Origin of the sequence: Alteromonas stellipolaris, assembly GCF_001562115.1 — a bacterium.
In the GTDB taxonomy this organism is placed as follows: Bacteria; Pseudomonadota; Gammaproteobacteria; order Enterobacterales; family Alteromonadaceae; genus Alteromonas; species Alteromonas stellipolaris.
The window spans coordinates 1632784-1647387 of sequence record NZ_CP013926.1; the positions used below are offsets into that span (position 1 = coordinate 1632784).

General features: G+C 42.7%; 9 protein-coding genes. 5 read left to right on the forward strand and 4 right to left on the reverse strand.

The features are described from left to right. Positions 1 to 53 precede the first annotated feature (53 nt). Both AVL57_RS06880 and add read left to right on the forward strand, forming a co-directional pair. Positions 54 to 2054, forward strand: a complete 2001-nt coding sequence (locus AVL57_RS06880; protein ID WP_156454870.1) for an SH3 domain-containing protein — start codon at positions 54 to 56, stop codon at positions 2052 to 2054. A 411-nt stretch (positions 2055 to 2465) separates the two neighbouring features. Beyond that, positions 2466 to 3473: an adenosine deaminase gene (add, locus tag AVL57_RS06885; RefSeq protein WP_057792404.1), complete on the forward strand. Its 1008-nt coding sequence runs from the start codon at positions 2466 to 2468 to the stop codon at positions 3471 to 3473. Positions 3474 to 3555: 82 nt separating this feature from the next. Here add and AVL57_RS06890 read toward each other — a convergent pair whose 3' ends face one another. Further along, positions 3556 to 4671, reverse strand: a complete 1116-nt coding sequence (locus AVL57_RS06890; protein ID WP_057792406.1) for an MFS transporter — start codon at positions 4669 to 4671, stop codon at positions 3556 to 3558. Between the two features lie 127 nt (positions 4672 to 4798). Here AVL57_RS06890 and AVL57_RS06895 point away from each other — a divergent pair, with 127 nt between their 5' ends. After that, the gene (locus tag AVL57_RS06895) at positions 4799 to 5686 is read left to right on the forward strand and encodes a LysR family transcriptional regulator (protein WP_057792407.1); all 888 of its coding nucleotides are present in this window, start codon (positions 4799 to 4801) and stop codon (positions 5684 to 5686) included. 129 nt (positions 5687 to 5815) lie between these two features. On the opposite strand, the gene AVL57_RS06900 is transcribed toward AVL57_RS06895, so the two are convergent. Together AVL57_RS06900 and topA are read right to left on the reverse strand one after the other, a co-directional pair. Then, positions 5816 to 6367, reverse strand: a complete 552-nt coding sequence (locus tag AVL57_RS06900) for a DUF2058 domain-containing protein (protein WP_057792409.1) — start codon at positions 6365 to 6367, stop codon at positions 5816 to 5818. A gap of 13 nt (positions 6368 to 6380) precedes the next feature. Beyond that, positions 6381 to 9047 (reverse strand): type I DNA topoisomerase, encoded by a 2667-nt coding sequence (topA, locus tag AVL57_RS06905; RefSeq protein WP_057792411.1) that lies wholly within the window; start codon positions 9045 to 9047, stop codon positions 6381 to 6383. A 398-nt stretch (positions 9048 to 9445) separates the two neighbouring features. Between topA and astB the strand changes: the two genes are divergently transcribed. Then, positions 9446 to 10786: an N-succinylarginine dihydrolase gene (gene astB / locus AVL57_RS06910; protein WP_057792413.1), complete on the forward strand. Its 1341-nt coding sequence runs from the start codon at positions 9446 to 9448 to the stop codon at positions 10784 to 10786. A gap of 43 nt (positions 10787 to 10829) precedes the next feature. On the opposite strand, the gene AVL57_RS06915 is transcribed toward astB, so the two are convergent. Beyond that, complete coding sequence (locus AVL57_RS06915) at positions 10830 to 13037, reverse strand: Ig-like domain-containing protein (RefSeq protein ID WP_057792415.1); 2208 nt, start codon at positions 13035 to 13037, stop codon at positions 10830 to 10832. A gap of 108 nt (positions 13038 to 13145) precedes the next feature. On the opposite strand from AVL57_RS06915, the gene AVL57_RS06920 reads away from it, so the two are divergent. Next, the gene (locus tag AVL57_RS06920; protein ID WP_057792417.1) at positions 13146 to 14492 is read left to right on the forward strand and encodes a dicarboxylate/amino acid:cation symporter; all 1347 of its coding nucleotides are present in this window, start codon (positions 13146 to 13148) and stop codon (positions 14490 to 14492) included. Positions 14493 to 14604 lie beyond the last annotated feature (112 nt).

Genomic DNA, 14604 nt, shown 5'->3' on the forward strand with positions numbered 1-14604 from the left:
TCACCATCACAACCATTTTGATAGCGTCTTGTTCGTCGAACAATGCATCGCAAATGAAAAATCTTTCATCACTTAGCACAAAAACTCAATTTCAATATGCTAATGAAAAGCTTCCTCATAAAGAGCTGCAGGTTATCTTTCAACTTACGAAGGATAAAATTGACGTCGTCGATATATCAGCTAAGAAAATAAGTCGGCAAGCACTAGTAAAGCTACTAAAGCAAAATGAAGGGAAAAATATAGCGAATGGGGATACGTTTATTGATTGTGTAGTGCTAACACATACCAATCGTTCAAAACCATGCTTTACCGATGCCAAAAAGAACATACCTGAAAACTCGGTATTTCACGATTCAGAAGTATCTGGCGGCATGGTGCTTATGACGGTACTTGTTCCCTACATTGTTGTAGGGGCAGCTTCTGACGGCGACTTTTATGTGAACAATAAAATTGATAATGAATTATTAAATCGTGTTGGCGCAACAATAAAAAGTGACATATTCACCACAAAAAATGAAATTCATGATGCGTTAACTAATAATGCCATCACCACTTTTACTAAAAATGTAAAGCCATACATGAGTTTGATTGATCATGACTTCTTGATAAAAGCAATTAATAGCGCACAAAGCATAGAAAAGCTTGAAAGTATAAAGCGATTATTAAGTGACGATAATTATTACGGGTTTGTCGTGAAATCACCTGTCGTCAACCAACGAAATCGGCCTTCTACTAAAGGAAAAATAATCAATAAGCACAAGAAAGGTACGCTCATCATATCCGAAAAGATAGAAGATGGCTGGGTTTATAACGGCGAAGGTTGGATTTATAAAAAGATTTTGTTATCACGGCTTGCTGACGCGCAAAAAGCGATTTCATATCGAGAAAATAACTTAAGACTAAATCAACGCTACGCTGGCCTAGTTTCCGGTTCATCCGTGGCCTCAATTAATAAAGTTTTGAATAACAAAGAACACCTTGCTGGTATTCCCCAAGACAAAATAAACAAGCTCAAGGCCAAACGCTACGCTCTGCTTGATGAGGCTGACTTCAAAGCGGCTAAACAGAAAAATACTGTAGCAGGATTCGATCGCTACCTCGCACAACATAAAAAGGGGGCGTACCGAAACGAGGCATTACTCGCAAAAAAAGCAATTTTTGTCAGCCAAGCGTCATTTGATGGATATATGAATGCATTTGCACTAACAAAAAAACGCAGCTTTCTAGCGTTAGCGAAAAACGCAATTGTGAATTCTAATGAAAGTGTGCATGTAAATCGACAACTTCTAGATACGTATTTCGAAGCGCAAATCAAACATAAAAATTCTATATCTGAGTTTGCTGGCCTACTTGATAAAATAAACGATGCAAGCATAAACGACTACTCAAAAAAATTGTTGAAATTATCGGGAATTAACACAAGCTTCAGAACCGATAACTATTTAGAATCAATAGAATATCAATACATTTTGCAATACTTCACACCTCAATTAAACGTTAACTACCATCACAAGTATCTGAACTTGGACTTAACTTATCCTGACATTAATATCAGGATAAAAGAAGATGCTAATTGCGATTTTAAAGAAACCAAAAATGGCGTACGAAATAGAGGTTTCTTGGAATCGTTAGTGACCTTAAATGGTGACGATAAAGTGGCTTACACCTATGACGTTTTCAATTGTAAACTTGGTCGAAATGAACTTACATCGGTCAAAAAGCTATTACATGACCTACCTTACTATGCTGATTTTAGCGCTTCGACTTTATCAAAAAGCTGGGAAGCAACAGAAACAACAAGCAGTTACACTTACTCAACCGAAACCAAAAGCACTTCTTTTTCGTCGCAATTAGCTGATTGGAAGTATACGGTAAAATGTACTGGTACAACTTTCTCAGGCACGCCCCCCCGCACATATTCTGGGCTCATTATAAATAGCACCCATTCTGATGCCTATCTTACAGCTCAAAAAGTGCAATCAGATATGGACTGTAATGATCGCTTTGGAAGTAGGTATATCGGCGAGGGCTATCTTGATATGGAAATACAATAGCGAATTTCACAAGAGAAGGTCTGCTATGCCGCAGGCCTTCTTGCATAATTGCAAATGAAAACCCTGCACTAACTCGATGCACCTGCCACTTATTGTCGCGTGACACCATTAACGCAAAAACACCGCCTTGCTATTTAAGCACCTTATTTTCTTAACATTTGCCATTAAACACTTACACATGAAGGTAAACTGGAATCATATTTTATCTATTATAATTAATAACTTAAGCTTTTTTAAAATTACAATGCGTTTGAACTAAGGCGTATTTATTGCATTATTTATTGCATTAGAAGCCAGTGCTTTAGATCTAGCGTTACTCTTAAGCCTGTACTACACAGCGTTTTGCGCCAGCTGTATTGATAACTGAGCACGTTTTCCGTCTGATATCCAATAAAAATAACACGAGGCCACATGCAAGAATTCATACAAAAAATGCCAAAAGCCGAACTCCATGTTCATATTGAAGGCACATTAGAGCCTGAGCTAAGCTTTGCATTAGCACAGAAGAATGGCGTAAGCCTGAGTGCAGAAACCCCAGAGCAAATGATAGCCGCTTATAACTTTCATGATCTCCCCTCTTTTTTAGATATTTATTACGCAGGGATGAGTGTATTAATTGAAGAAGAAGACTTTTACGCGCTTACCATGGCTTATTTTGAAAAAGCAGCGGCGCAGCACATTGTGTATGTGGAACTCTTTTTCGACCCACAAGCTCATACGTCCCGAGGCGTAGCATTCGATACTGTAATTGAAGGTATCTATCGCGCACAACAGGATGCTAATACCAAGCTAGGTGTACAAAGCAATCTTATACTGTGTTTCCTTCGTGATATGTCGGCCGACTCGGCCATGGAGCATCTAATCATGGCTGAGCCACATCTTAATAAACTTATTGGTGTAGGCTTAGATTCAGATGAACATAAGAACCCGCCTTCTAAGTTTGCCGCTGTGTTTGCCAAAGCCCGTGAGTGGGGATTAAAACTTACCATGCATTGCGATGTGAACCAGCAAGATACCCTAGAGCATATTCGCCAGGTGCTAGAAGACATTGATGTAGACAGAATAGATCACGGCGTGAATATTTTAGCCTCAGACGCGTTATGCGAATTAGTGAAGCAAAAAAATATTGGTTTAACGGTTTGCCCTGTGTCGAATCAATTCGTGGTGCAATCACTCACCTCAATTGAAATTAAAGACATGCTTAAACGCGGGTTAATGCCAACGATCAACTCGGACGACCCTTCTTATTTTCGGGCATATTTAAATGAAAACCTCATTGCGCTTCAGCAAGAAGGAGGATTTAGTGAAGATGAGCTAAGCACTTTAGTGGCGAACAGCTTCAAAGCAAGCTGGCTAAGTACGCCTGAAAAAGAGCAATATTTAGCGGGGCTCAATGATTATTTAGCCAAATGTGCTTAGTGGGTACGATTGTTGTAGTTATTTAGCTTTCTGAGTAAGTAAACAGTGCCAACACTGTTTACTTACTTTTTAAGTCATCTAACTACGCTTTTGTTTTCATCACGTAAACCGAACACAGAACGGCAATGGCCCCGCATACTGTAAATACACCACTGTCAGTCACAGGTAAAAACTCGAGTGCCGACGTTAAAAACTGACCCGAGAATACCGCCATAGCAAACCACGCTAAGTTCCTGCCCATATTCGTATCAGAGCTACGCTCAACGGTGGCATGATTAAGTAGTGGTATAGAGAACCCGAAGCCCGTACCTGCAAATAGCGACGCCACTACAAGTAAACTCGTGGATTCAGCAATAGCGAAGATTGCGTGGGCTGCTGCAAAGCTTATAAAAGCTAAAAATAACGTTACTTTCTCAGATTTAGCATTAACGATATGTGGCATAACCAACGCGGATAAAACAGCCATTAATGAAATAAAAGACAGTAAATAGCCCGTTTCGGCTTCGCTGTAACCTAAATCGCCAAGATGACTCGGCAGCGTTATAAACATACTAAAAAACAGTGACATGGCTAATACGGCATTAATTAAGACAGACCGTAAGCTTTCATTAATTTGACCACTTTCGCTAAGGGTAACAGGCTGAGTTTCTGGCTCTTTACGCGGGATGCTAATCGCGGTCAGCACCAAACAAACCAATGCCAGCCCGTAGAGCAAGAACGGCGCTCTCCAATCAATTTCACTTAACAGGCCACCTAAGAACAGTATTATTACGCCGCCTAGCTCAATGGCCATACCCTGTTTAGCAATGACAGAAAGTCTAGCTTTGCCGTGATACCACTGTGAAATAATCGCGGTGCCTGACGCCATCACTCCTGCAGCAAATCCACCTAATAGAATTCGGTCAATACTTACCCATAACGGGCCGTATACCCAAATACCCCCAATACCTAACAGTAAGTATCCCCACAAAGCTATGACTAAGGTTTTGCGAGCCCCAATACTATCAATGAGCTTTCCAAAAAATGCTGCAAATAGAATAGCGCCTAATGCTGGCAAGGTGATGAGCAAGGGTGCAAATTTACTCACACCTAAGGCAGGTGCAATAGAGTTTAATCCAGGCGCTAGTACCGCCCCAACCATAATGGTTAACATTGAAATCACTAGTAAAGTGATTTCTCCAAAACGTGATAACTGCATAAAACCCCATTGAAACTAAATTAACTCGGCTTGTATTTTACGCATTGGCAAGCTATCCGTTAAATGATAATTTTACGCACCTTTAATGCATATTCAGCATTAATCTAACAGTGCGAGCCCAGCTTTTATGAATCTAAAGCACATGTACACCTTTGTTGAAGTAGCTCAATGCAAAAGCTTTTCGTTAGCGGCCACGCGTTTACACACTGTTCAAAGTGCGGTTAGCCGCCATATTAATGCACTAGAGTCATCCCTAAACGTTAAGCTTTTTGAACGTACTACTCGTTATGTGGAGTTAACTGCACCTGGAAAAGTATTTCTTCGACATGTTGAAGATATCTTAACCCATTACCAACAAGCACAATATGAAACTCAGCGCGTTGCGAACGGTAAACAAGGGTTACTGCGTATTGGTTACTTAAGCTCAGCCTGTGCGCATTTTATGCCCGATTTATTAAAACGCTTCTCGCTAAGTGAGCCACTCATTGACGTACAAATATTTGAAATGACTGCCGCACAACAGCTAGAAGCCTTTAGTGAAGGGAGAATAGATATAGGCTTTTCACGGCCTATCGATGGCGGCTATAGTGGTTTAATCAATCATCAACATTTAACGGATGATCCTATTGTTCTTGTGGTGTCTGAAGCGCATCCATTGTCAAAGAATAGCAGTGTAAATTTGGCTGATTTAGCGCCTTATTCCCTCACTCTATTTGCCAGAGAACAAGCATCCAGCTTATTTGATGCCATTATTAGTGCTTTCCACCGCGTGAAAGTACAGCCTAAAGTGAGTAGTGAGCCCGGTAGTATGCAAGCGCTGCTAACTCACATAGCCAGTACGCAACATGTTGCGTTAGTACCTTGCTGCATTAAGAATTTACAGACACAAGGCTGTACGTTTATATCGCTTACTATGCCGCTGTCCGTGCCCCTAGAGATGCACTGGCAAGCTAACGGCGTACCGGTGACTGAAACATGGTTAAGTTGGTGTACTAGTCAAACACTGGCATTTTAAGGATGGTGATAAACCATGAAGTTGAATAGCTATAACAATGGAATGAAAATCGAAGAGGAACAGGAGACAGAAAAATGACGTGAAAAAGAATTTCACGTCATTTTATTTCGATACAAGGCCTGGATTTCGTTACCAGGTCAGATCATCTGGAATGTCGTAGTCGGCATACCAATCATCTTGTGCTTCTTCTTTACCGTCATTGTCGCTGGTGTCTAAGTCGGCACGGTAAATAATAAAGCTATCGTCACGCTGCGCAATTTTATCCGCTACAGGCGTAGGCACTAGCTCATAAGCATCACCTAAAATCACCACGGTTAAGCGACCTTTAGTCACTTGCTTGTGCATTTCGGCACTAACATACATACGTTTCACGACATTATCGTGAGTGAAATTCAGTACGGTATCGCCTTTTCGCGGCTGTTTATTCACATCAATGAGCTGGCGCACTTGCGCAGCAATAGAGCGCTTTTCACGCTCTTGTTGTTGCAACTGATTCAGCTCACGTGAGCGGGCTTTCTTTTCTTCAGCGGCTTTCTGAGCAGCAATAGTCGCTTCATCCACCACGCCTTGGTTGTTCTTTGTTTTTTGTTTATTCTTTTTGCGCTTTTCAGCACGCGCCTGCTTAGCAGAACCTTTGTCTGCTATGCCGGCTTTTAATAACTGTTCTTGTAACGAGGCCATATATTAAATCTCTTTATTTCTTCTTGGCTTTCGCTTTGGTTTTAGCTGCAGGTTTACTGGCGGCTTGTGTTTCCCACTTACCGTCGTTATACCATGCTGACCAACCTGTGGCTTTACCCGCTTCATTTTCCGACATCACATACTGCTGCTTGGTCTTACGACTATAGCGAACAATGGCAAGGTTACCTTCCGGATCTTTTTGCGGTGCATCGGCTAGGTAATAGAATTTTTCAGATATTCTATCTCTAAAGCGCGCTAGTTCTTCCACTTTTGGTGCACGAGTTTCCCGAGATTTAGGGAAGTTATGTGCGGCCATGAAAATACCTGAAGCGCCATCGCGTAGTACAAAATGCGCATCGGACTTTTCACAAGGCAGCTCTGGTAAATCTACCGGATCTTCTTTAGGTGGTGCAGCCTCGCCGTTACGTAATAACTTACGCGTGTTTTTACATTCTTCGTTAGTACAGCCGAAGTATTTACCAAAGCGCCCGTTTTTCAGTTCCATGTCACTGCCACACTTATCACATTCGATAATGGGGCCGTCGTAACCTTTAATCTTGAACGTACCGGTTTCAACTAAGGTACCTTCACAGGTGGGTGTATTACCACACACATGCAGCTTACGGGTTTCGTCCACTAAGTAGCTGTCCATGGCAGTACTGCATATTGGACAACGCTTCTTAGCACGCAACGCCTCGGTTTCTAATTCTTCCTCGTCATCTACCTTCACCACTTCATCACCTGGGGTCAGGTTCATGGTGTTAGTGCAACGTTCTTTTGGCGGTAAATTGTAACCAGAACACCCAAGGAATACGCCGGTAGACGCCGTACGCACGTTCATTTCACGTCCGCACTTGTCACATGTAATACCCGACGGAATGGCTTGATTAAGGCGCATTCCGCCTTCTTCAGGGGCTTTTTCGGCATTCAGCAACTTGCCGTAAAAATCGCTGTAGAACAGATTGAGTACGTCTTTCCAATCTTTGTTACCTTCCGCTATATCATCAAGCTGTTGCTCCATGTTGGCGGTAAAGTCGAAACTCATTAGGTCGTCAAAGTTTTCCATCAAACGATCGTTAACGATTTCACCCATTTTTTCAGCATAAAAACGCTTATTTTCAAGGCGAACATAACCGCGATCTTGAATGGTCGAAATAATACTTGCGTAAGTTGAAGGTCGGCCGATGCCTCGTTTTTCCAGCTCTTTTACCAAAGACGCTTCGTTAAAACGCGCCACTGGTTTAGTGAAGTGCTGCTTAGGATCAAGTGCATTTAAGTTTAATACATCGCCTTTTTGAACATCAGGCAGCATCAACTCTTCTTCGCCTTTTTTGCGAAGCTGTGGTTGAACACGTGTCCAGCCATCAAACTTTAACACACGGCCTTTGGCTGTTAACTCGTAATTGTTTGCACCTACTCTAATGGTGGTAGCATCATATTTAGCTGGTGTCATTTGACACGCAACAAACTGGCGCCAAATAAGCTCGTATAAACGCTGAGCATCCCGTTCCATATCGCCTAAATGCGCAGCATTTACCTTAACACTTGAAGGACGAATGGCTTCGTGCGCCTCTTGCGCTCCTTCTTTACTGCCATAGCGATTCGGCGATTCTGGTAGGTATTTGCTCCCAAAATTGTCTTCGATATATGCGCGGCAATTATCAAGCGCTTCTTGGCTCAAGTTCGTTGAGTCAGTACGCATATAAGTGATGTAACCCGCTTCATACAAGCGCTGCGCCATCATCATGGTTTTCTTAACACCAAAACCTAAACGAGTACTCGCAGCTTGCTGCAGCGTTGAAGTAATAAACGGAGCTGAAGGTCGGCTAGACGTAGGCTTAGATTCACGGCTTTCAACTAAGTACTTAGCGCCATTTAAATCTTCTAATGCTTTGTCTGCTTGCGCTTTATTAACCGGTTTGAACGCTTTACCTTCGTGCTTGGCTACCAACATACGTAGCGCCGCTTTTTGCTCGCTGGTTAAGTCGGCGTGAATATCCCAAAACTCTTCTGGAACAAACGCTTTAATCTCGCGCTCACGATCTACCACTAGGCGAACAGCAACCGATTGAACACGGCCTGCAGATAAGCCACGTGCTATCTTTTTCCATAGCAATGGCGACACCATAAAGCCAACAACGCGGTCTAGGAAACGTCTAGCTTGCTGTGCATTTACACGAGCAACGTTAACTTCGCCTGGGTCTGAGAAGGCTTCTTGAATGGCGTTTTTAGTAATTTCGTTAAACACCACACGCTGATAGGTTTTGCCTTTACTGCCCAGCAATTCTTGTAAATGCCACGCGATAGCTTCCCCTTCTCTATCCAAATCCGTTGCGAGATAGATAGTGTCAGCGTCTTTGGCCAAGCGTTTAAGCTCGTTAACCACTTTTTCTTTACCCTGTAAAACCTGATAGTGGGCTTTCCAGTTTTGTTCTGGGTCTACACCCATGCGGTCAACAAGTTTTAAATATTCATGTCTGCGAAGATATTCTTGTTTGTCTTCTTCGCTATAAGTTTTGAGTTCTTTCGCTGGCTTTTTGGGCTCAACTTTACCCAATGCCTTCGTAGGCAGATCGCGAACATGGCCGACAGAACTTTTTACGATAAAATCTTTACCAAGATATTTATTTATCGTTTTCGCTTTGGCTGGCGACTCGACTATGACTAGAGATTTTGCCATATAATTGAATTAAACCTATTGATTCTAAAGGACTATTTTAGTCATTCTCAAAGATAAAGGGCCCGTAGACTGTGCCATTGCGGTGCCCGTGCTTTTTTAACATATATCGACAAAGTGAATGGAAAACAAGATCTTCTTAATAGTTATTCTTCCCATTGCTTCAATCGCGTGCAATTCCTGTTCACTTTTCAACCACCTTGATTGGCAAGGCGCATAAAAACCGTATAATGCCAGCCATTATGCCTTTGCGCCTAGTAATTAACAGGCATTTATTATGCTTATTAATCCACGGCTAACAAAAAATGAGGCGTTAGCTTCTCTGTAAATACACCCAAAATCTTGGGTTGTGCATTTATAGGGTAGCGGTCAAACGCTCAAACACCAAATAGAGGGAAAGTATGAAGCAATTTGAAGTTAACTTTGATGGGCTTGTCGGCCCAACCCACAACTACGCCGGACTCTCGTTCGGTAATGTTGCTTCTCTGAACAATGCCAATGCAGTTAGTAGCCCTAAGCAAGCGGCTAAACAAGGTTTACTGAAAATGAAAGCCTTGTCTGACATGGGCATGATGCAAGGTGTACTTGCCCCTCAAGAACGCCCAGATATAGCTGCATTACGTCGACTCGGCTTTTCTGGTTCAGATGCCAGAGTGCTAGAAAGCGCTGCAAAGCAATCTAGAGAGATTTTTCTAGCATGTTGCTCTGCATCAAGCATGTGGACAGCAAACGCCGCCACGGTCTCTCCAAGCGCTGATACAGCTGATGGCCGCGTGCATTTTACACCTGCAAACCTAACAAACAAGTTTCATCGTTCGTTAGAGCCACAAGTGACAGGCAATATTTTAAAAGCGACCTTCGCAAATGAAAAACACTTTGCCCACCACTTACACCTGCCAGATAACGAACATTTTGGAGACGAAGGCGCAGCAAACCACACTCGTTTGTGTTCAGATTACAGCCATGCAGGGGTAGAACTCTTCGTATACGGCCGTCACGCTTTCGACCCAAGTAAACCAGCGCCCACTAAATTTCCTGCCCGCCAAACATTAGAAGCATGCCAGGCTGTGGCGCGCTTGCATGGGTTAAGCGAAGAAGGCGTGGTGTACATGCAGCAAAACCCTGATGTTATCGACCAAGGGGTTTTCCATAATGACGTAATCGCCGTGGGCAACCAGAACGTGTTGTTCTACCATGACCAAGCTTTTTATAAAAAAGAAACGGGGCTAAAAGAATTACAAACTAAGTTTGGTGATACTCCACTTCATCTTATTGAAGTTCCGACTGACGAAGTATCAGTTCAAGATGCTATTAAAACTTATCTTTTCAATACCCAAATTATCACCTTACCTAATGGTGACATGACGATTATTGCGCCTACCGACTGTGAAGAAAACGATGCAGTTAAGCGTTATTTAGACAAGCTAGTTACTTTGGGCACGCCGATAAAATCGGTAAACTATTTTGATGTTAAGCAAAGTATGCGTAATGGTGGCGGCCCCGCGTGCTTGCGTTTACGTGTAGCTATGAACGACCAAGAGCTTGATGCGGTAAATCCCGCGACTTTAATTAACGATCTTCAGTTTGCACGTCTTAACAAATGGGTAGATAAACACTACCGTGATGTACTCGCTGAAGACGATTTACGCGATCCTCAATTGCTTATTGAATCGCGTACAGCGCTAGATGAACTTACCCAGCTATTAAAGCTTGGCTCTGTATATCCATTCCAACAAGGTTAGTATTGTTTTAATTATAAAAAAGCCGGCTTACGCCGGCTTTTTGTTAGTTGAATGTAGTACAGTCCGGTACAGAACCGAATGGATTTGCAGGTAGCCCAGCGCCTTCATTAGTCAAGTCATCAGAAGAAACGCCTAATCGATAATAATGATCTTGGCTCGCTTCACTTCCAGTTGATTGACCGAAAATCGTAATAACCATGTCGTACCAATAACCGTAATTTGCCGGATAACGATACTCTAACTCAGCTTGTCCGTTTTCGTCGGTTATACTTGTATCAGCAAAAGTCAACGTTCCTACAATACCAGGAGTTAGGAATTCATCACCATTTGTATCTTCTCCTACATCAAGAATACCATTGCCATTAATGTCTTCGTTATTACACTCAACTGTTACGTCAGGCTTGTAAATAGACTCGTCTTCATCCCAATACCAATCCCCTTTTAAGAATGTCCCCCCTAAAACACGCTTTACTGGTGTAGCAGATGCGGTTAACTCAACGCCACTAACAGGCTGTCCTGCTGAATCAGAAACAAACACAGCAAAGCGTTTTAGGTAAGTGGTTGAATCAGGCTCTTCAATTTCGTTACCAGTGCCAATGGAGATATCAAATGCTCTGTCACCTACTGTCATATACACTTCATCAGTAATTGTTTCATCGCTTGCTACAGAAGCACGAACAATAACCGCATCTTCACTTGAAGGTGCGCCTGAAGTAAATACCGTAGAGGCAATACCACTGCTGTCGGTGGTCGATTGAGAAGGTGAAATAGAACCTGTAGATACGTCATCTACATTAAAGTTAACCACGGTATTTTTTACTAAGTTACCTGAAGGGTCTCTAACAACTGCAGTAATGGTACTTGTTTGACCATCAGGTCCGATAATATCTGGTGTTGCATCTGCAATCAAAGTAGCAGGCTCAACCGCGACAAATTCTACTTGCGTCACCGCATTCACCGTAGACTCATTACCCGCTTCAGTTCCTGTGGCAGTAATAGAAGCAAAACCGGCATTGTCAGACTCTATTGAGATAGAGGCAATACCGTCAGCATCGGTTGTTACAAGCGCTGCGCCAATAATCTCTCCGCGAGAAGTACTAAATGTTACGTTATTACCAACAGCTGGAGTACCATCTTGTAGCCATTGAACACTGATTGTGGCTGCTTCATTCAATGATATTTCTTCATCCGGCACTACCACAAAACTAAATTCGTCTTGTTGAACCTCTAATTCAAATTCTACTGACGCATTAAGCGACGAAGCTGTAATGGTATCTTCACCAGATGTGGTTGCCGTGTAAGTAATGGTAGCTTGTCCATCAGCCCCTGTATTAACTGAGGTTTCACTGAGTGTACCGTTCTCTGCTTCTAATAGGATAGTTTGATTAACAATGGCTACCCCATCAGAATCTTGTACACGTAGCGTATATTCGGCAGTGTCATTCAATATGACTGAGTTTGCGCCATTAATCGTCACCTCTGTGCCGGTGATCAAAATATCAACGGTTTTAACTAATGCGCCGGTTTGAGCCGTTAGGGTTACCGTGCGGTTCGACGCATCATTTTGAGTAGAGACTAATGCTCTGGCAGTACCATCGGCGGTAGTGGTAGATTGCGTTAATTGCAATTCAACACCGGCTTCATTACTAGCAGAGAAGTTAACGACAACCCCTTCCATCAAAACACTTTGTTCGTTTTTAATTAATGCAATGAGCTCAATGTCATCTGAACCGCTGGAGGCAAGCTGAACCGCGCTTGCATAAAATTGTAATGACGCAGGTTCTTCACTAACCGTAGGAGCTCCAACGGCTGAAAAAGTAGTAGAGCCGCTTTCACCACTGCTCAAGCTACCTGTGATTTCACCATCACCTGAGGCAGTACTGGCATTAATAGCTATTCTTGCTATCCCGCTGTCATCGGTTCGCGCTGTACCGGTATCGTTCCCGAACACGGCTAGTTCGGTATTACTTACTGCGAACGTAACGAGTTGGTCGGCTTGGGCTACACCGTCAGTGTCAGTAACAGTGGCAATAACGGTAAGAGAATTGTCGGAGGTTAGGTTGCGGTCAGTTTCACCGCTGGCGTTTTGAACGGTTAATACGATATTAACAGTAGCAGAGGAACCACTGCCATCATCTGATCCATCGCTATCATCTCTAGAGACTGAATCGCCTCCTCCGCACGCTGTTAGTATAAATATTGCACTAAATAGCCAGAGTGTCTTAGACAAGACTCGCGTAATTTGTCGCATAATTCGTTCCTGAACCTCTATAAATGACAATTGGGTCGTTTTTTATGTTTTAAAATCAATAGAATCTGTCACACTAAATAAAAATATAAAAATGTACAGGGAATTTTAATGTCTCAATCTGCACATAAATTTAGTTTAACCACCAGAATCTTTATCGGCATGATTGCCGGTATCGTGATAGGTGTGCTTCTTCAAATATTATTCGATGATAGCGGAGATTTCACTTTTTCGGTATTTGGTTTCCAGTTCTCTGCGTATAGCATTTTTGTAGATGGTATATTTTCTACCCTTGGGCAGATTTTTATCGCTAGTTTAAAGATGTTGGTGGTGCCATTAGTATTTGTTTCGCTTATTTGCGGTACCAGTACACTTTCCGACCCAAGTAAATTAGGTCGTTTAGGCGCAAAGTCTGTTGGGCTGTATATTGTCACGACTGCAATAGCAATCACACTGGCAATGAGTATGGCTTTACTTATTTCACCAGGAGAAGGCTTAAATCTAACGACTGAAACGTCTTTTGAAGCGAAGACTGCACCAAGTCTTGGTGACGTTATCGTTAATATGTTTCCTAGTAACCCTATTAATTCGATGGCGCAAGGCAACATGCTTCAAATCATCGTATTTGCGGTGTTATTCGGTATTTCAATGGCGATGACTGGCGAAGCAGGCAAGCGAGTCAGTGCGTTTTTCGAAGATATCAACACGGTTATTATGCGCCTTGTAACTATCATCATGAACCTAGCGCCTTACGGTGTGTTTGTGTTGATGGCTAAACTCTTCTCTACTATTGGTGGCGACACTATCTTTAGCTTGGCCAAATACTTCTTCTTGGTATTTGGTGTGCTTATCATTCATGGATTAGTGACCTACTCAATATTGCTCAAACTATTGAGCGGCTTGAGCCCAGTTGTGCTGCTGAAAAAAATGCGCGATGCAGCCTTGTTTGCATTTAGTACCTCAAGCAGTAGCGCTACGTTACCAGTCACCATGGAAACGGCGCGAAACAAACTGGGTATCAACAATTCAGTCGCGTCTTTCACCCTGCCTTTAGGGGCCACTATCAATATGGATGGCACCGCGATTATGCAGGGCGTGGCTACCGTATTTATCGCACAAGTTTATGGCGTTGATTTAAGTTTAGGCGACTACATGATGGTGGTGTTAACCGCTACCCTAGCCTCTATCGGTACGGCTGGTGTGCCAGGGGTAGGCTTAATCATGCTTGCCATGGTATTGCAACAAGTTAACCTACCTGTTGAAGGAATAGCACTGATTATTGGTGTCGACCGCTTACTTGATATGACCCGTACTGCGGTAAATATCACAGGTGACTGTATGGTGTCATGCGTAGTCGCGAAAAGCGAAGGTGGACTTGATGAAGATGTTTATTACGACGAACATGCCGGTGAAAAAGAAGAAGACGTGAATTTCAACGAGTTTGATAAGAACGCCTAATCCCCTCTTGTCTTTTGAACATGATAAAAGGGTTAGCATTGCTAACCCTTTTTTAATGCCTGTTGGCCATTGCGTTCCCCAATAGGAACGCGCTTTAGAAGTGCAGAGCACT

Coding starts and splice junctions, on each gene's coding strand:
- AVL57_RS06880 (WP_156454870.1), top strand. CDS start 54: ATGAAAAATCTTTCATCACTTAGCACAAAAACTCAATTTCAATATGCT.
- add (WP_057792404.1), top strand. CDS start 2,466: ATGCAAGAATTCATACAAAAAATGCCAAAAGCCGAACTCCATGTTCAT.
- AVL57_RS06890 (WP_057792406.1), bottom strand. CDS start 4,671: ATGCAGTTATCACGTTTTGGAGAAATCACTTTACTAGTGATTTCAATG.
- AVL57_RS06895 (WP_057792407.1), top strand. CDS start 4,799: ATGAATCTAAAGCACATGTACACCTTTGTTGAAGTAGCTCAATGCAAA.
- AVL57_RS06900 (WP_057792409.1), bottom strand. CDS start 6,367: ATGGCCTCGTTACAAGAACAGTTATTAAAAGCCGGCATAGCAGACAAA.
- topA (WP_057792411.1), bottom strand. CDS start 9,047: ATGGCAAAATCTCTAGTCATAGTCGAGTCGCCAGCCAAAGCGAAAACG.
- astB (WP_057792413.1), top strand. CDS start 9,446: ATGAAGCAATTTGAAGTTAACTTTGATGGGCTTGTCGGCCCAACCCAC.
- AVL57_RS06915 (WP_057792415.1), bottom strand. CDS start 13,037: ATGCGACAAATTACGCGAGTCTTGTCTAAGACACTCTGGCTATTTAGT.
- AVL57_RS06920 (WP_057792417.1), top strand. CDS start 13,146: ATGTCTCAATCTGCACATAAATTTAGTTTAACCACCAGAATCTTTATC.